Below are 17,932 nucleotides of genomic sequence, written 5' to 3'. Positions count from 1 at the left end.
TTATGCGTCCTGCGTCAGTTCGCCGCGCAGGTCTTGTTGCATTAAGTGACGAATGGCAGCAGGTGCTAAATCAGGCTGACTCAACAGATAATGGAGTTTAGTCAGTGCCGCTTCCACCGTCATATCAAAACCGCTGATTACACCGGCCTGTGCCAGAGCATTGCCGGTAGAGTAGCCATCCATGTTCACGCGCCCAGAAATACACTGAGTAAGGTTAACGACCACAATACCGCGTGCGGATGCCTGACGCAGCTCATCCAGCAGTGCCGGGCTTTGCGGCGCATTGCCTACGCCATAAGAGCGCAAGATCAGCGCTTTGACGGGCTGACGCAGGAAATTTCGTACCACATCGGCTGAAATTCCCGGATAGATAGTAATTACGCCAATAGGCTGTGGCGTAATCGGATACACGATCAGCGCGGCGTTGGCGGTCTCTGGCTCTGGCTTAGGTGGCACCAGACGGCGTATATGAATGCCCGCTTCCAACAGTGTTGGGAAGTTGGGGGAGGCGAACGCATCAAAGCCGTCGGCATGGGCTTTGGTCGTGCGATTACCGCGCAGCAGCTTGTTATTGAAAAACAGGCTGACCTCATTCACCGGATGATTGGCCGCGACATACAGAGCGTTCAGAAGGTTGGTTTGTCCATCGGAACGCAACTCGGCCAAGGGGATTTGTGACCCTGTCACGATTAGCGGCTTTGCCAGATTCTCCATAATGAACGACAGGGCGGAAGCGGTGAATGCCATGGTATCGGTGCCATGCAGGATGACGAAACCATCGTACTCATCGTAGTGCTGTTGAATATCCTCAGCGATGGCTTGCCAGTCGGCAGGGGTCATGTCGGAGGAATCAATAAGCGGGTCATATTCATGGATGGTGAAGTCAGGCATCTCCGGGCGATGAAACTCCGGCATGTTGGCCAACTGTTGTTGCAGGTGACCAGAAACCGGGATGTATCCATTGGCAGAGCGTTGCATACCAATGGTACCGCCGGTGTAAGCGACATAAATGGATTTCTTTTGCATGGCATTCTTATGAAAAAAATGAAAAACACCCCGGCACTGGCTGGGCTGAGGGAAAGTCCTGTGTTACAACCTCTATTTTACCTCACCGCAGGCCATACAAAGTGCATAACGGTGCTGAGGATCGTTAAAGGTATTGAGCAATGCCGGTTGCGCTTGTACCACGTCTGCCAACTGTGCCACCGGACCAGGCAACATGGCCTGAAGTCTGGCGGGTAGCCATGCGTGGGCGGCAGCGTTGACGCGGTTTAGCATCATATCCAGCAGGCTTGGCTGTTCTTCAAACCAGTTGAGCTGGTATTGACCCAGTTTTGCCAGTTCTGCGGCTTTCTTCACCGCATCATCGAAGTCGCCCAGTTGATCAACCAGCCCGTTGGTCTTGGCGTCATCACCGGTCCAGACGTGACCTTGGGCAATTTTGTCAATTTCTTCCGGGCTCTTCTTCCGTGACTGTGCCACCAGATCGACGAAGTTTTTATAACCGCGCTCAATGCTGATTTGCATCATTTGAGAAAACTCAGGCGGCAACGATTTGGTGATGCTGAGATCGGCCAGCGGTGAGGTCGCCACGCCATCGGTATGGACGCCGATAGCCCCAAGCGTGTTTTCAAAGGTAGTGATTACGCCAAAGATCCCAATCGAACCGGTTAAGGTACTCGGGCTGGCGATAATGGCGTTGGCGGGGGTGGAGATCCAGTAGCCGCCGGAGGCCGCCATGCCACCCATGGATACCACGATCGGTTTGCCTGCCAGACGTACAGCCATCAGCTCAGAGCGAATCTTCTCCGAGGCGGTAACGCTGCCACCGGGGCTGTTGACGCGCAGCACGATGGCCTTGATCTTCGGATCCAGTCTTGCCTGGCGAATTTGGGCCGCCGTGGTGTCACCGCCGACCACGCCTGGGGTTTCCGGGCCATCAACGATAGCGCCGCTGGCAAAGATAACCGCGATTTGTGCGCCGGTCTGGTTTACGGGTTTTTCGGTATAGTCATAGATGCTGGTGTAGTTGAAGCTTTGGTTTTTGTTGTCCCAGCCGAAGGTTTTCACCAGCTTCTGTTCGATAACCGAGCGCGAGGCCACTTCGTCTACCAGCTTGTTATCCAGCGCATAGCGTGCCGGATCGCCTTGCACAGCCTGAAGGTCCGCGATGATCGCACTGGCGCCGGGGAAAAGCTGCTGAGGGGTAATTTGACGGTTAGCCGCTACCGTATTCAGGTAATTTTGCCACAATCCGCCAACCCAGCGCATATCTGCCTCACGCGCTTCGGGGGACATATCGTCACGCAGGAAGGGCTCTACCGCAGATTTATAGGTGCCGACGCGGAAAACATGGCTGGTCACATCCAGCTTTTCCAGCAGCGACTTGTAATAAAGGCCATTGGTAGCAAAACCGCGCAGATCAACATTGCCCTGTGGGGTAAGCGAGATAGTCGTGGCAAAACTGGCCAGATAGTGTTGCGTTTGGCTGTAACTGTCGCCAATGGCAAAGATCGGTTTGCCGCTGTCGCGGAATTCACGCAGTGCCTTGCCGATAAATTGCAGTGAAGGCTGATCGGCACCCACGAAATCACTCAGATCAAGTACCATACCGGTAATATTGCTGTCCGTTTTGGCTTGACGGATAGTGTCGACAATATCAAACAGTGAGTTTTCCTGGCGGCGATTGCTGGAGGCACCAAAGAATTCCCTGCCTAACTGGCGCAGTTTATTATTAACCGTCGGTTTATCGACCACCACACCTGTCAAGTCAACCAGCAGTGCACCCTGTGGCGTTTGAGTCGGTGCATTTTTGAACTGTGCATAAATACCGACACCCACCAGAATTAACACTATCAGAAACAGGTTAAGAATAAACTCGCGGGTAAAATTGAGCAGACGCCATATCCACTTGAAAAGTCCGCTAAAGATTCGCCACAGTGTGCGCATGTTATCTCCGAAAACGCCAAACATAATGCTTGCCTGTTGCCCATTTTGCGGGAAAGCAAACAGAAAACGGCCGCCCTGCAACGTCCACGCTGACCAGGGCAAACTTACTCTCTATCCTAATGAGCGTACAGGAAAATGCCAACTTCATTAGTAGCCTTCGTTGATAAAAATGTGTCTATTTTGTAAAAAAACTCTCTTGCTGGTGCGATAAAATTTCTGACGTTAAGGCATTTAATTGTCATTCAAGTTGAAATGCTGAAGAGAATGCGCGGTGGTAGAAATGAAATGTGGGTTTAAATAAGTAAGATTTGGAGGAAAAACTCTCGTTCATAAAAAATATTGCGAGTATAATTAGATAGTTGACAAAGGTGTTGGGTGAAGAGTGTTCTTATCAATGGAGTGAATAATGTCCTTTTTGACGCAAATCCGCGTGTTTTTTCTATTGCTGTTTACCTCGTTGTCATTTTCCGCTTTTGCCAATCCTTTCGCGGGGCTGACCTACGGCGTTTATAGCGATCTCAGAATCCAGGTCCGCGTGTTGAATCATGAAATCATACAAAAATCGTCTTCAATGGGGATGAGCTTGCATCAGTACCGCGTGGAGGGAGATACCATCAAGCTGGTGTCATTCGGTCAGTTGGTAGATTCGAAATTGAACGTATCAGTCGATGGCAAAACGATTACCGATCTCATGTTCAAATTTGTGTATCCGCTCAAGCAGGAACAGCCCTGTCTGACAAATATTCCCGAGCCGAAAACTGAGGTAGGCAAAACCTGTTGGAATGACATGAAAGCGTGTCACGATAAATTGTACGGGTTGGACACGGCCCAGTTAAAGCAACTGTGCGAAGATTATATTGAGGCCGCGTGCAGTTCCTGGGAGGCCCGCACTTCAGCAGAAAAATCGGGCCAGTCGCTCTATGGGGCCATCACCGCTATTCCGGCCGCGCCAGTGCAAGAGTATACCGATACGATGGCGAACCTTTGCCGCAGCGGTATCTCTGGCGATTTGTGTGAGAATGCTGCCAGAGCGCAATGGCTTAGCGGGCAATACCTTGCCGCCCGAGACACGTTGCAAGTTGCCTGCTCATCCCCCATCAATGATTCCAGCGCGTGCGAATATGTTGCCAATTTTGCCGCTCTGACGGAGCAAGACATTGCTTCACCCGCACCGGGTATTCCTTCGGGGGCTTTTGCTCGACGCGAAACAGGCAATCCGGATTTTACTATTGCCGAAGACGGCACGGTGGAGATGGACGGTATTGCACCGGTAAAAGCGCAAGAAGAAAAAGGCATTATTCGCATTCGTCACAATAAAGGCGGTGACTTTGCGTTCCGTCGCGCAGGGAAGGACAAGCTGATTGGCCTCGATTTTTGGAATCAGCTAAAAGTGTATCATTTGCGCCACGACGGCGAGTAATCTCGGCGCGGTACCTACCGCGATGCGTGCTGGTGCCTTAAATGTGAAAGCGAAACCCATCGCTTTCACCTTTTCTCTTGGCAACCGGCTGAACAGGGCCGGTAACAATCGGAATCTCCCCGCATTATCCCCCGTATCCGCTATGATACGATTGCCATAAAACCGTTACTGACGCACCGTGACTTGTGATACCGTGGCGCGCAATCACAGGCTATGCCCTGAGTTTTTCTAGGGCATGGCATTTTCGTGGTATCGCTTTGCGTTGTTTTTCACACGGGTCGCTAAGAGGAGAAAAATGATGGATGCACTGGACTTGTTAGTCAATCGCCGTTCGGCATCGCGCCTGGCTGCGCCAGCACCGCAAGGTGATGTGCTGGCGAACATTATTCATGCCGGTATGCGTGCGCCAGACCACGGAACATTGCAACCGTGGCGTTTTGTGATTGCGCAGGATGAAGGCCTGGCCCGCCTGAGTGATGTCTTACACCATGCCGCTCAACAGGATGGACTGGATGAAGCCGCGCAGGATAAAGCACGTCAGGCTCCGTTTCGCGCGCCAATGGTGATCACCGTGATTGCCCACTGTGAGGATCACCCCAAAGTGCCCAAATGGGAACAGGTGGTGTCGGCGGGCTGTGCGGTGCAAGCCATGCAAATGGCTGCGTTGGCTCAGGGGTTTAACGGTATCTGGCGCAGTGGCCCCTGGACCCACCATGCGCATGTGCGCGCAGCTTTTGGCTGTCGCGAGCAAGATGAAATTGTTGGGTTCCTCTATCTGGGAACGCCGCAACTAAAAGCGTCCACCACGGTTGTGCCGTTGGACTCGGAAAAATTTGTCCGTTATTTCTGATAATGCGACTATTCATTGCTGAAAAACCCAGCCTCGCCAGAGCGATAGCGGATGTATTGCCTAAACTGCATCGGCGAGGCGAGGGCTATATCGCGTGCGGTTCACAGGATGTGGTTACCTGGTGCGTCGGACATCTGCTCGAGCAGGCACAACCGGACGCCTATGATGCCCGCTATGCGCGCTGGTCATTGGCCGATCTGCCGATTATTCCCGAAAAGTGGCTGCTGATGCCGCGTCCTTCCGTGAGCAAGCAACTCAATGCCATCAAGAAACTGTTGGGGGAAGCGAGTGAAGTCATCCACGCCGGTGACCCGGATCGTGAAGGGCAACTGCTGGTGGATGAAGTGCTGAAGTATTTGGAACTGGCACCGGAAAAACGCAAGCAAGTGCGACGTTGCTTGATAAACGATCTTAACCCTCAGGCGGTGGAGCGTGCAGTAGAGCGGTTGCGCGATAATCGCGAATTTGTGCCGCTGTGCGTTTCGGCGCTGGCGCGATCGCGGGCCGACTGGCTCTACGGTATAAATATGACCCGTGCCTATACGCTGCTGGGGCGTAACGCGGGTTATGACGGTGTGCTCTCTGTCGGGCGGGTACAAACGCCGGTACTTGGACTGGTGGTACGCCGGGATGAAGAGATCGAAAACTTCGTCGCCAAGGATTACTTTGAGGTCAAGGCGCATATTGTAACGCCCGCTGATGAGCGTTTTGTCGCACTATGGCAACCGAGCGAATCCTGCAAGCCGTATCAGGATGGAGAAGGGCGACTGCTGCACCGACCTTTGGCCGAGCACGTGGTAAAACGTATCGCCGGGCAGCCTGCAACGGTCACGGACTACAGTGATAAGCGCGAGTCGGAAACGGCACCGCTACCTTATTCTCTCTCTGCATTGCAGATTGAAGCCGCGAAACGCTTTGGTCTTAGCGCCCAGCAGGTGCTGGACACCTGCCAACGCTTGTACGAAACCCATAAGTTGATCACTTATCCGCGTTCGGATTGCCGTTACCTGCCGGAAGAGCATTTTGCCGGGCGTCACGCTGTTATCAACGCGATTACGGTGCACGCGACTGGGTTATTGCCGCAACCGGTGGTTGATCTTGCGCGTCGCAACCGCTGTTGGGATGACGGTAAAGTCGATGCGCACCATGCCATCATCCCCACGGCGCGCAGCGCCAGCGTGTCGTTAAGTGAAAATGAGCGTCAGGTTTATGGACTGATTGCCAGACAGTACCTGATGCAGTTTTGCCCGGACGCGGTGTTTCGTAAATGCGTTATTACCCTCGATATCGCAGGAGGAAAATTTATCGCTAAAGCGCGTTTTCTCGCTGATGCGGGCTGGCGTACCCTGTTGGGTGCCAAAGAGCGCGACGACGAGAATGACGGCTTGCCGCTGCCTGTGGTGGCCAAAGGCGATGTTTTGCTGTGTGAGAAAGGGGAAGTGGTGGAACGGCAAACACAGCCACCCCATCCTTTTACCGATGCCACGTTGCTCTCCGCCATGACCGGCATTGCGCGTTTTGTTCAGGACAAGACGTTGAAAAAAATCCTGCGCGAAACAGACGGTCTTGGCACCTAAGCCACGCGTGCAGGCATTATTGAGCTACTCTTTAAACGAAGCTTTTTGTTTAAAAAAGGCCGTTATATTCATGCCAGTGAGGCGGGGCGGGCGTTGATACATGCACTACCGCCCAGCGCAGCGTTGCCAGACATGACGGCCAACTGGGAAGCCACGTTGACACTGATCAGAGAAAAACAGCGACGTTATCAGGATCTTATGCAACCGTTGACGCAAACCCTGAGCGGATTGATCGAGCAAGCGCGACAAAACCGGTCTGTGTCGGCGTTTCGCGGGCTGCAAGCACCACAAAAAACACAGAAGAAAACGCGTAAATCCACGGCTAAAAAAGCCGCGAAGGAGCAGAACGGATGAAATCATCACTGGTGATGTTATTTGCCGGGGCGCTGGTCTCTCTGCCGGTGTGGGCGCAATTCACAACGACACCCTCACGCGGCAATACGGACATTGTGGTTGGCGTACCCCCCAGTGTGATTTGGGGCGATAACAACGGCTCAACGCGGCGTGAGCCGCAAAATAATTGTATGCGCTGCTGTGTGTTCGAAAATCGTAACTATACCGAAGGCGCTGTAGTCAGAACGGAAGGCGTGCTGTTGCAGTGTGCGCGCGACAGGCAAACGCTGGGCACCAATAACCTTATCTGGCAGGTACTCAAGCAGTAACGGTTTTATGTGTGGCAGCCGCTTGCGGCTGCCTGATAGCTCGCTGTTACAACCCTGAGAACGTTGCCCAAATTGGTGCGTGATCGGAAGGTTTTTCCATGGCGCGAATGTCGTAATCAATATCGCTGGCCGTGCAGTGTGCGGCTAATGCCTGACTGGCAAGAATCACATCGATACGCAGGCCACGGTTGTCGTCAAACCCGGCAGAGCGGTAGTCAAACCAGGAATAACGATCGGTACTCTCTGGTGCCAGTGCACGGAAGGTATCGACCAATCCCCAATCGAGCCATCCATTCGCGCTCCTCGGGTAAGAATGAGCACTTCCCGGTACGCAGCCAGCGCTTACGGTTTTCTTCTCCAATACCAATGTCCAGATCCGTTGGGCTGATATTAATATCCCCCATGACAATCAGCGGCTGCTCCGGCGTATGATGCTGTGTCAGGTAGGTTTGCGAATCGCCATAGAATCGGGTTTTGGCCGGGAATTTCACTGGGTGATCACGACTTTCACCCTGAGGAAAATAGCCATTGATAACGGTTAGAGTGCCTGCTGGCGTGGCAAAATCCGCCATAATAATGCGACGTTGCGCGTCGGGTTCATCGGTTGGAAACCCATAGCGCACCGCAATCGGTGCTTCTTTAGACAGCAACGCCACGCCGTAATGGCCTTTCTGACCATAGTAGTAGACCTGATAGCCGAGCTTCCGCACCTCTTCGAAGGGAAACATATCATCGTGCACTTTGGTTTCCTGCAAACTAATGATATCCGGCTGATGCTGGGCGATGATGGCGGCCAGTTGGTGAGGGCGGGCACGCAGCCAATTGATATTAAAAGAAACAACTTTCATCGTCACTGCCATGTCAGGAAATTGTGGCGTTGATGGTAACAGAAAGAAGAGGGAAAGGTCACGCGGGTGAGGCGCTGCGGATGCCATTGCCGCGCGTGGATTGAACCGGAGGTTGAAGTAGCGATAGTAAGCCCTTATACTTCGCAGCCCGCAGGAGAGAGGACCGCGCAGTGCGAGTCCCGCCGAAGGCGCAAACTCCCATAATCGCTCAGGCCACCTTACTGCATTTTGTTGATACGCCGACTGGAGAGCGGTGTGCACGTTGTTTCACAACGTAGTCACCCACCGAAGGGGCAAGCGGCGTAAGCTACATAAACTCTCAGGTAAAACGGACAGGGGGAGAGGCACATTTCACAGGAAAACTTGTGTGCTTACTTACATCTATCTGATCGCAATTACCGCAGAAGTCATGTCTGGCGCATTAGCCGCTGGACGCAGAAATATGGATATCTTTGGTGTGGCGATGATCGCCTTTATTACCGCTCTGGGCGGTGGAACCGTTCGTGACATTCTGCTCGGCAATATCCTATCGGCTGGACGCAACACCCCGGCTATATCTATCTGACGATTGGTGCAGGCCTGTTTACAATTGTTATTGCCCACATAATGCACCACTTACACCGTCTGTTCCTGACTCTTGACGCTATGGGGCTGATTGCCTTTACTATTATCGGTTGCAATGTGGCGCAGAAACTCAACTATTCCTTTACTGTGGTTATTATGGCTGGGATTTGTGACCGGAATCTTCGGCGGCATTTTGCGCGATATTTTCTGTAACCGAATGCCGATGGTGCTTAGAAAAGAACTCTATGCCAGCGTGTCGCTGCTGGTGGCGCTGTTGTATCTCGGGCTGAAAGCGTTACAGATTAATCACGATATCAATCTGCTGGTTTCATTCACGCTGGGGCTGTCGGTGCGTCTGGCGGCGATCCGTTGGTCATGGCAATTGCCGGTATTTTCCTACTCGCCGGGCAGTTGGACAGGGAAATCATCGTCTTCAGAAAAGACGCCAGATTGATGCCTGTTTCAGGCTGATAGATCGTCAGTTGTTAGGTGACGTACGGCGATGGGCGTTACTGAAGCGCTACTTGCCGGAATTCAGCGACAAGGACAGGCATGCCGAAAAATAATGCCTACAAGCAGATAAGATGATGCTCTGGGAAACTTTTAATGGTGGAATTAAATGCAACGAACGTTGCTAGATGGTGGTGGGGGAAGGATTCGAACCTTCGAAGTCTGTGACGGCAGATTTACAGTCTGCTCCCTTTGGCCGCTCGGAAACCCCACCATGGCCTAACTGATTGTGTGCTTTCTGAGTAAGCGGGGCGCATCATATCAAATGCGACGCCCCTGTAAAGTCTGAACGCGAAAAAACACGTTCGTTTGCCGTTTTTTCACACGCCTTGCGGCTTTTCCACTCAGGGTTGGGTGGAAAAACAGCGGCTTAAAGAATGATAGTACGATTGCCGTAAACAAAAACCCGTTGTGCCAGTACGCGATAAAGGGCACGGCTAAGCACGTTTTTCTCGACGTCACGACCGGCGCGCATCATGTCATCTGCCGTATAAGTGTGATCGACATTAATCACATCCTGCATGATGATCGGACCTTCATCCAGATTATCGTTCACGTAGTGCGCGGTGGCGCCAATGATCTTCACACCACGCTCATAGGCCTGATGATAAGGGCGCGCACCGATAAAGGCAGGTAGGAACGAGTGGTGGATGTTGATCACCTGGTTCGGGTAGTGCTGGACAAAAGCGGGTGTCAACACGCGCATGTATTTGGCTAACACCACGTAGTCCGGTTTGTACGCATCAATTTGCTCGATCATTAACTGATCGTGTGCTTCACGCGAAAGCCCTTCATGGCTCACCAGATGGAACGGAATATCAAAACGCTCAATCAGTGTCTGCAATGTATCGTGGTTACCGATAACGGCTGCGATCTCAACGTCGAGGCCGCCGTAGGCGCTTTTCATCAACAAATCGCCCAGGCAATGCGCTTCTTTGGTGACCAGAACCACGATACGACGACGGCCTGCATCACTCAGTTCACGCACCGAACCTTCCGGCAGTGCACCATCCAGATCGGCCAGCAACGTGGCATCGTTGAAGATCCCCTCTAACTCGGTGCGCATAAAGAAGCGACCGGTACGATGATCAACAAACTCGTTGTTTTGAACGATGTTTAATTCGTGTTTGTAGCAGATGTTGGTAATTTTGGCGATTAGCCCTTTTGCATCAGGGCAAATGGTACGCAACACTTTTCGTTGTATTGCCTGGGATTGCATGGAAATAAGAACCCTGTCCAAAAACGTCTGTCATTGTTCCCGAAAGCGGCCACGTCTGTGCGGTTTGTTGCCGCGATACGGGTAAGCACGCTACCGGGTTACATTTTTTAGCATTACACTACGCGCCTATCCACGCCCGCAGCACTGTTTGTATTTTTTGTCCGAACCGCACGGACAACGATCGTTTCTGCCTGTTTGCAGATGCACGCAATCTACATAGTACCAGCGATCGAGGCGGCGAAGGAAGCGTGAGCGCTCGCGCATTAATGATGTTTGGTCTGGCTGCGAGGGATCTGCATAGCGCGCGGCAAATTCAACATAGCCTTCATCGGGTGGTCAGAACGTTCAATCCTTGCCATTGCGTGTCCTGACAGCTTTCGGTGATTGAGGCGCGCCAATTTTCCGGTTGAAGCGCTGGATCCCAGGTCGCAATAAGGTAATCAACGTCATGAGCCACGTAAGCGCAATAGCGAGAGCGCATTAATGCTTCTGGCGTTGGCGCGATGTTGGTGTGTTGCAGATAGGGAAGGCAGCATGCGGTATACTGCTTGCCACTACCGCATGGGCAACTTTGCGGCACGATGTCTCCTGTATTTTTTACCAATAGTAAAAAAATTAAAAAAATCAATATTTGCGTGAAATTCACTCAACGTCGTGGCGATATGTTACCTAACAATCTCGGTGAGTGGCAATGTGCGCTAAAATGAATAGCGAGATGAGAAGGACAGCATGAAGCAGAGAAAGGTTGGTCTTGCGCTGGGATCGGGGGCGGCGAAAGGGTGGGCCCATATTGGTGTTATCCAAGCACTAACCGAAATGGGCATTGCGGTTGATGTGGTGGCTGGTTGTTCTATTGGCGCGTTGGTTGGGTCAGCTTATGCCACTAACCGCTTGAATGCTATGGCGCGTTGGGTCAGCGGGTTCCATCATTGGGATGTCATTCACTTAATGGATCTCTCCTGGCAGCGTGGCGGATTGCTGCGGGGCGATCGGGTTTTTAACCAGATACGACACATCTTGCGTACGCAGCAGATCGAAGAGTGTGCTATCAAGTTTGGAGCAGTGGCGACCAATCTCACGACGGCGCGAGAACTGTGGCTGACCCAGGGCGATCTGCACCATGCGATCCGTGCCTCATGCAGTATGCCGGGATTGTTAGCACCCGTGCGACATAATGCCTATTGGCTGGTCGATGGTGCAGTGGTGAACCCGGTGCCTGTTTCTTTGGCTCGCGCGCTGGGCGCAGACGTGGTAATTGCCGTGGATTTGCAGCATAACGCGACGCTCGGACATGACGATATGCTGTCGGTGACGTCGATGGCAGCGGAGAGCAACGTAGATGCGACGCGGTTTAACTGGCAGCACAAACTCCGGCAGCGGCTGTCTATGGGATTGCAACGCCAGCGAGCTAATCGCGGACCGTCGGCGATGGACATCATGACGACCTCCATCCAGGTGCTGGAAAACCGATTAAAAATGCATCGTATGGCGGGCGATCCGCCTGATGTTGTGGTGCAACCCCACTGCCCACAAATTGCCACACTGGATTTTCATCGCGCGCAAGAGGCCATTCTCGCAGGGCGACTGGCCGTGGAGAAAATGTATGAAGAATTGCAACCGTTAGTAACCCGAGGCGCAGGACTGCGCTAGCTGTAGCCGCCTGCACGTATTCAATAACGTTAGCATTGCAGGCTGGCAGGGGTTAAAGCCGAAGAATGCGAGGGAATTTGCATGAAGTGGACGTATGAGGTTATCGATGGGTCAGCCATTAACAGATAAGCACATATTGATTGTTGAAGATGAGGCGGTGTTTCGTTCGGTAATTGCCGGCTATCTGACATCGCTCGGTGCGTCTGTGCGTGAAGCTGTCAATGGGGTTGATGCACTAGCCGTAATGCAAGGCTATCACCCTGATTTGATCGTGTGCGATTTGGAAATGCCTTTGATGGGGGGCATTGAGTTCGTTGAAACGCTCAGATTGCAGGATAATCGTACGCCGATTTTGGTGGTGTCTGCCACCAGTCAGATGGGTGACGTTGCCAAAGTACTCAGACTGGGAGTGCAGGACGTGATGCTCAAACCCATTCGTGACTACGCACGCCTGCGTGAAGCGGTGATGACCTGCATGTATCCCGATATGTTCACTTCTCAGGCCATTGAAGTTGAACAACTGATGCAGGATATGGATTCACTTAATCAATCGCCAGAAGCGGTAAATAAACTGCTTGCTCAATTGCAACCGCCCGTGCAACAGAACGTTGCTGGTTGCAGCGTGCGTTATCGTCAGCTGACCTCGGTGGAGCAACCCGGCTTAGTGCTGGATATTGCAGCGCTGTCAGATGATGATCTGGCGTTTTACTGCCTTGATGTGACGCAAGCAGTAAACAATAACGGCACACTGGCTGCCCTGTTGTTGCGTACACTGTTTAATGGGCTGCTACAAGAACACCTGGCTAATCAGCAACACCGCTTACCCGAACTGCCGGTACTGCTGCGGCAGGTCAATCAGCTGTTGCGCCAGGCTAATCTCAATGGACGTTTTCCTCTGCTGGTTGGCTACTATCACCGAGAGTTGCAACGCCTGATCCTGATTTCTGCAGGTTTGCACGCCATGCTTAATGCCGGGGAAGAGCAGTTGGTGTTAAACAACGGCATACCGCTTGGCACGTTGGATGGGGCTTATCTTAATCAATTAAACTACGAGTGCCCCGCCTGGGAATGTCAGGTGTGGGGGCGAGGTGGGCGATTGCGGCTCATGCTGTCAGTCGATTGAGCTTGCCCGCAGCATGCTGATGACTACGGAATTGTCTGATAGGCGCCCATCATGCAATTTGTTGCATACCCTCCGCTTTCGTTATTAATTTTTTATTTCCTACTATATAAAGCGTTGTTTTATTTTTATCATAGCCATCGCGTTTACCGGGTATCGCCGCTGGCCATCTAGGCTGGTGTATCCCGAATTAAACCCGGCAATAACGTTCATTATTTGAACGGTATATCAGAGGTTGTTATGTCAACGGTGAATAAAAAAGTTAAAAAAGCGGTGATCCCCGTCGCAGGGCTAGGAACGCGGATGCTGCCGGCAACAAAAGCGATTCCAAAAGAAATGTTGCCGCTGGTTGATAAACCTCTCATTCAATACGTTGTCAATGAGTGTATTGCGGCAGGCTTGAACGAAATTATTTTAGTTACACACTCGTCTAAACATTCTATTGAAAACCACTTCGATACCAGTTTTGAGCTGGAAGCGATGCTGGAAAAACGCGTTAAGCGTCAGCTGTTGGAAGAAGTTCAGTCTATTTGTCCTAAACATGTCACCATCATGCAAGTGCGTCAGGGGTTGGCAAAAGGATTGGGACACGCGGTTATGTGCGCGCATCCTTTAGCCGGGGATGAACCTGTCTCTGTTATTTTGCCCGACGTTATCATTGATGAATTTGCATCCAATCTTAAGAAAGACAACTTGAGTGAAATGCTGGCGCGTTTTTCCGAAACGGGTCACAGCCAAATTATGGTTGAACCGGTTGAGGAAGTCAGCAGCTATGGCGTAGTGGATTGCAAAGGACAAAAATTGCAGCCTGGCGACAGTGCGCCGATGGTGGGTGTAGTAGAGAAACCCAAGGCTTCTGAAGCGCCTTCAAATTTGGCGATTGTTGGTCGTTATGTGCTTTCGGCTGATATTTGGTCTCTGTTGGAAAAAACCCCGCCGGGTGCGGGCAATGAAATCCAGTTAACGGATGCTATTGCCATGTTGATGGAAAAAGAAACAGTTGAAGCTTATCACTTGAAAGGGGTGAGTCACGATTGTGGAAACAAATTAGGTTACATGCGTGCATTCGTGGAATACGGCCTGCGTCACAATACGCTGGGTAATGATTTTGCTGCGTGGCTTAATGAAACCGTTAATGAAAGTGATGTGAAATAATCGGCTTTAAATGGTGCTTTGCCAGTTGGTTCGCAGAGCGCCATGAAAAAGGATATAAAAAAATCCCCGTTGAACGGGGGTTTTTACTAAATAAACGTAACTGTGTCGATCAGCAATTACAGCAGGAAATCGTCCAGAGATTTACCTTGCTCTTCAATTGCTTTTTTAATCACGGCAGGAGTGCGACCCTGGCCAGTCCAGGTTCTCGCTTCGCCGTTTTCATCGGTATATTGATATTTTGCTGGGCGAGCGGCACGCTTGCTTTTGCCCGGCGTTTTAGCAGTGCCCAAAGACTGCAACAGTTCATTCGGATCGATGCCATTAGCAATCAGCATATCGCGATATTGCTGTAATTTACGCGTGCGTTCTTCGATTTCCGCTTGCGCCTGATTTTCTTCGTCGCGACGTTCATTGACGACGACTTCCAGTTTTTCCAGCATTTCTTCCAAAGTATCCAGACTACATTCTCTCGCTTGGGCGCGCAGAGTACGGATGTTGTTTAGAACCTTTAGTGCTTCGCTCATTGTGATAATCTCAAATAATATATTGGTGGCGTATGTAGGGTGATAATAGATGGCTATTTTATTTTCTGCAATAGTCAAATTTGTAAGATTGTTAAAAAATGGCATTTTTAAAACCGATATCACGTTGCAGCTTATGTAAATAAAACCACTTTGTTAACGAATGAAATAGATTTTACTTGTCTATTACTCGATGACAGGGGCAAGGGGCAACGGCGATGCTGGCAGGATACGATATAAGCGTTGATTATACCCGGCAGTGTATACGTGTTCTCGCATGGAGTGTGCCCACTAACACAAAACAAGTTACTTGTTCCTTTACTCGAAAGGGCGCGATCTCTGGTTCGTTATGGTCGATATCATACAATGCTAATTATTTACGCTAAATATCGCTCATGCGGTTAATGTTTTTACAGAGTATAAGATTTGTCACAAGTGCCCGTTGCCATATATATAGCCGCTACTCGCTGCATTGTGACAGTGATTGCCGAGTTATCACGATGCCTGACTTCCCACCGACAGGAGACGGAGTGCGGGTACTGTCACGTCGGTTATTTCAGAATATGATGGTCGAACGGCGATCCCGTTACCGCGCAGGATTTTGTTTACAGTTGGCAACGGCTAGTCGATCCAAAAACAGCATCGCCTTATGCCAGTTATCTGCAATATGGGCATATCGTCAATATTGATGACATCATTGCTGGAAAAAAAGCACCCGATGCGTTGGGGTTAAAGGCACTGGATGACCATACGTTAGAGGTGACGTTGAGTGAAGCGGTGCCTTATTTTGATAAACTCCCTGTTTATCCCGCCATGTCGCCCGTCAATCGTACTGTGGTTGAGCAGTTCGGTGAGAAATGGACCCAGCCGCAAAATTGGGTGGGAAACGGTGCCTATACATTGAAAAATTGGGTTGTCAATGAACGTCTGGTTTTAGCGCGCAATCCGCACTATTGGGATAATGCCCATACCACAATTGAGCAAGTGACTTATTTACCGATAGCGTCAGAAGTGACGGATGTAAACCGTTATCGCAGCGGTGAAATTGATATCACCTACACCAATTTACCGATTGAACTGTTTCAAAAAATGAAGCAGGAAGTACCCAATGAAGTGAAGGTTACACCTTATTTATGTTCATATTATTATGAAATTAATAACCAACGTGCACCCTTTACTGATGTACGGGTGTGCCAGGCATTGCGGTTAGGACTCGATCAGGCGATTTTAACCAACAAGGTGAAAAATCAAGGTGATATGCCTGCATATGGATTCGTGCCGCCTTATATTGATGGCTTAAAGGCCACCGTGCCCGAGTGGTTTACTTGGCTGCAGGAGAAACGTAATGCCGAGGCAAAGCGGCTATTGAGCGAAGCAGGGTATTCGCCCGAAAAACCGTTGACGCTGACGCTGCTTTATAATACGTCCGATCTGCACAAGAAAATGGCGATTGCTGCCGATTCACTCTGGAAGCAAAATATCGGCGTGAATGTGAAATTGGAAAATCAGGAATGGAAAACGTTTCTCAGTACGCGCCATCAGGGGAGTTTTGATCTGGCGCGCGCCGGGTGGTGTGCCGATTATAATGAACCCTCATCATTTCTGAACAGTATGTTATCGGACAGCAGTTCAAATACGTCACATTACAAAAGCGCAGCGTTTGATGCCTTAATGACGAAATCACTGCAAGTTGCCAATGATGAAGAACGCTCAGTCGTTTATCAGCAGGCCGAAACGCAATTAGATCGCGATGCAGTGACAATACCGGTCTTTTATTACGCCAACACTCGGTTGGTAAAACCTTATGTCGGCGGTTTGACCGGGAACGACCCGCTGAACAATGTACATGTGAAAGATCTTTATATTTTGAAACATTAACGCTGTCGCTGAATGTGCACCGCCTCTCTCTTGCTGAAAAAATGATCGGCAGAGAGAGACGCATTTCAGAAACAGGCACAATGCCTTTATAGGTAAAACAATGCTGAAATTTATTCTGCGTCGCTGTCTGGAAGCGATACCGACGCTGTTTATATTGATTACGATCTCTTTCTTTATGATGCGGTTAGCGCCGGTAAGTCCTTTTACTGGCGAACGAAATTTGCCGCCTGAAGTCATGGCGAATATCGAAGCCAAATACCACCTCAACGATCCGGTTTTGAAGCAATATGGCAATTACCTGCTGCAATTGGTTCAGGAAGATTTTGGCCCGTCATTCAAATATAAGGACTACTCGGTTAACGATCTGGTGGCAAGTGCCTTCCCTGTTTCAGCAAAGCTTGGCGCAGCCGCGTTCCTGTTTGCCGTAATACTGGGTGTGGAGGCTCTGCACCAAAATAGCCGATGGGATTACACCATCATGGGATTTGCCATGACCGGCGTCGTGATCCCCAGTTTTGTGGTCGCACCACTGCTGGTACTGGTGTTTGCGATTACTCTGCGCTGGCTGCCCGCCGGCGGCTGGAATGGTGGGGCGGGTAAATATGTGTTGCTGCCAATGGTCGCTCTTTCTCTCTCTTACATCGCCAGCATCGCACGCATTACGCGCGGGGCGATGATCGAAGTGCTTCACGCCAATTTTATTCGCACCGCACGAGCCAAAGGGTTACCGATGCGCCACATCATCCTGCGTCATGCGCTGAAACCGGCCTTGCTGCCGGTGCTCTCTTACATGGGCCCGGCGTTTGTCGGCATCATTACTGGCTCTATGGTGATCGAGACAATTTTCGATTTGCCGGGCATTGGCCAGCTGTTTGTTAACGGCGCTTTGAATCGCGACTATTCTCTGGTGCTGAGCCTGACCATACTGGTTGGCGGTTTGACCATCTTGTTCAACGCTATCATTGATGTGTTATATGCCATCATCGATCCCAAAATTCGTTATTGAGTG

At 50.9% G+C, this 17,932-nt stretch carries 11 protein-coding genes, 1 tRNA gene, 5 pseudogenes and 1 riboswitch; of the genes and pseudogenes, 10 read left to right on the top strand and 7 right to left on the bottom strand.

Annotation, left to right across the window (positions count from 1 at the left end):
• A complete protein-coding gene (gene ansA / locus ACMZI0_RS04865; RefSeq protein ID WP_415672139.1) occupies window positions 1-1,026 on the bottom strand; it encodes an asparaginase in 1,026 nt (341 codons plus the stop codon).
• A gap of 72 nt (window positions 1,027-1,098) precedes the next feature.
• Window positions 1,099-2,949 carry a signal peptide peptidase SppA gene (gene sppA / locus ACMZI0_RS04860; RefSeq protein WP_415672345.1) on the bottom strand — a complete coding sequence of 617 codons (1,851 nt, stop codon included), beginning with the start codon at window positions 2,947-2,949 and terminating at the stop codon, window positions 1,099-1,101.
• Between the two features lie 406 nt (window positions 2,950-3,355).
• Here sppA and ACMZI0_RS04855 point away from each other — a divergent pair, with 406 nt between their 5' ends.
• The 4 genes and pseudogenes from ACMZI0_RS04855 (at window position 3,356) to ACMZI0_RS04840 (ending at window position 7,458) form a co-directional block, all read left to right on the top strand.
• Window positions 3,356-4,369 carry a hypothetical protein gene (locus tag ACMZI0_RS04855; protein WP_415672138.1) on the top strand — a complete coding sequence of 338 codons (1,014 nt, stop codon included), beginning with the start codon at window positions 3,356-3,358 and terminating at the stop codon, window positions 4,367-4,369.
• Window positions 4,370-4,667: 298 nt separating this feature from the next.
• Window positions 4,668-5,219 (top strand): NAD(P)H nitroreductase, encoded by a 552-nt coding sequence (locus ACMZI0_RS04850; RefSeq protein WP_415672344.1) that lies wholly within the window; start codon window positions 4,668-4,670, stop codon window positions 5,217-5,219.
• A gap of 2 nt (window positions 5,220-5,221) precedes the next feature.
• Window positions 5,222-7,150, top strand: a pseudogene (locus ACMZI0_RS04845) (DNA topoisomerase III).
• The gene (locus ACMZI0_RS04840; protein ID WP_415672137.1) at window positions 7,147-7,458 is read left to right on the top strand and encodes a DUF1496 domain-containing protein; all 312 of its coding nucleotides are present in this window, start codon (window positions 7,147-7,149) and stop codon (window positions 7,456-7,458) included. Before ACMZI0_RS04845 ends, ACMZI0_RS04840 begins: the two are co-directional and overlap by 4 nt.
• 46 nt (window positions 7,459-7,504) lie before the next feature.
• Here the strand turns inward: ACMZI0_RS04840 and xthA are convergent.
• Window positions 7,505-8,306: pseudogene (gene xthA / locus ACMZI0_RS04835) on the bottom strand (exodeoxyribonuclease III).
• A gap of 141 nt (window positions 8,307-8,447) precedes the next feature.
• Window positions 8,448-8,540, top strand: a riboswitch (glycine riboswitch).
• A 133-nt stretch (window positions 8,541-8,673) separates the two neighbouring features.
• Here xthA and ACMZI0_RS04830 point away from each other — a divergent pair.
• Window positions 8,674-9,324: pseudogene (locus ACMZI0_RS04830) on the top strand (trimeric intracellular cation channel family protein).
• A 185-nt stretch (window positions 9,325-9,509) separates the two neighbouring features.
• Here ACMZI0_RS04830 and ACMZI0_RS04825 read toward each other — a convergent pair.
• From ACMZI0_RS04825 to ACMZI0_RS04815, 3 genes and pseudogenes are all read right to left on the bottom strand, one after another.
• Window positions 9,510-9,594, bottom strand: a tRNA-Tyr gene (locus ACMZI0_RS04825).
• 156 nt (window positions 9,595-9,750) lie between these two features.
• Window positions 9,751-10,599, bottom strand: coding sequence for a formyltetrahydrofolate deformylase (purU, locus tag ACMZI0_RS04820; protein WP_415672136.1), 849 nt, complete (start codon window positions 10,597-10,599; stop codon window positions 9,751-9,753).
• A 126-nt stretch (window positions 10,600-10,725) separates the two neighbouring features.
• Window positions 10,726-11,179, bottom strand: a pseudogene (locus ACMZI0_RS04815) (YchJ family protein).
• A gap of 149 nt (window positions 11,180-11,328) precedes the next feature.
• Between ACMZI0_RS04815 and rssA the strand changes: the two are divergent.
• From rssA to galU, 3 genes are all read left to right on the top strand, one after another.
• Window positions 11,329-12,249 carry a patatin-like phospholipase RssA gene (gene rssA, locus ACMZI0_RS04810; protein ID WP_415672135.1) on the top strand — a complete coding sequence of 307 codons (921 nt, stop codon included), beginning with the start codon at window positions 11,329-11,331 and terminating at the stop codon, window positions 12,247-12,249.
• A gap of 106 nt (window positions 12,250-12,355) precedes the next feature.
• Window positions 12,356-13,372 (top strand): two-component system response regulator RssB, encoded by a 1,017-nt coding sequence (rssB, locus tag ACMZI0_RS04805; protein WP_415672134.1) that lies wholly within the window; start codon window positions 12,356-12,358, stop codon window positions 13,370-13,372.
• 237 nt (window positions 13,373-13,609) lie between these two features.
• Complete coding sequence (galU, locus tag ACMZI0_RS04800; RefSeq protein WP_415672133.1) at window positions 13,610-14,524, top strand: UTP--glucose-1-phosphate uridylyltransferase GalU; 915 nt, start codon at window positions 13,610-13,612, stop codon at window positions 14,522-14,524.
• A gap of 116 nt (window positions 14,525-14,640) precedes the next feature.
• Here the strand turns inward: galU and hns are convergent, their stop codons facing one another.
• Window positions 14,641-15,048 carry a histone-like nucleoid-structuring protein H-NS gene (gene hns / locus ACMZI0_RS04795; protein WP_415672343.1) on the bottom strand — a complete coding sequence of 136 codons (408 nt, stop codon included), beginning with the start codon at window positions 15,046-15,048 and terminating at the stop codon, window positions 14,641-14,643.
• A gap of 564 nt (window positions 15,049-15,612) precedes the next feature.
• Between hns and ACMZI0_RS04790 the strand changes: the two are divergent.
• Window positions 15,613-16,923 (top strand): annotated as a pseudogene (locus ACMZI0_RS04790) (ABC transporter substrate-binding protein); the annotation flags it as partial.
• A gap of 100 nt (window positions 16,924-17,023) precedes the next feature.
• Entirely contained in the window at window positions 17,024-17,929 is a 906-nt protein-coding gene (oppB, locus tag ACMZI0_RS04785) for an oligopeptide ABC transporter permease OppB (protein WP_415672132.1), read from the top strand.
• Window positions 17,930-17,932: the final 3 nt, after the last annotated feature.

Origin of the sequence: Symbiopectobacterium sp. (assembly GCF_047692315.1) — a bacterium.
GTDB lineage: Bacteria > Pseudomonadota > Gammaproteobacteria > Enterobacterales > Enterobacteriaceae > Symbiopectobacterium.
The sequence above is the reverse complement of the archived record's forward strand: the minus strand, read 5'-3'. Positions and strand labels throughout refer to the sequence as shown.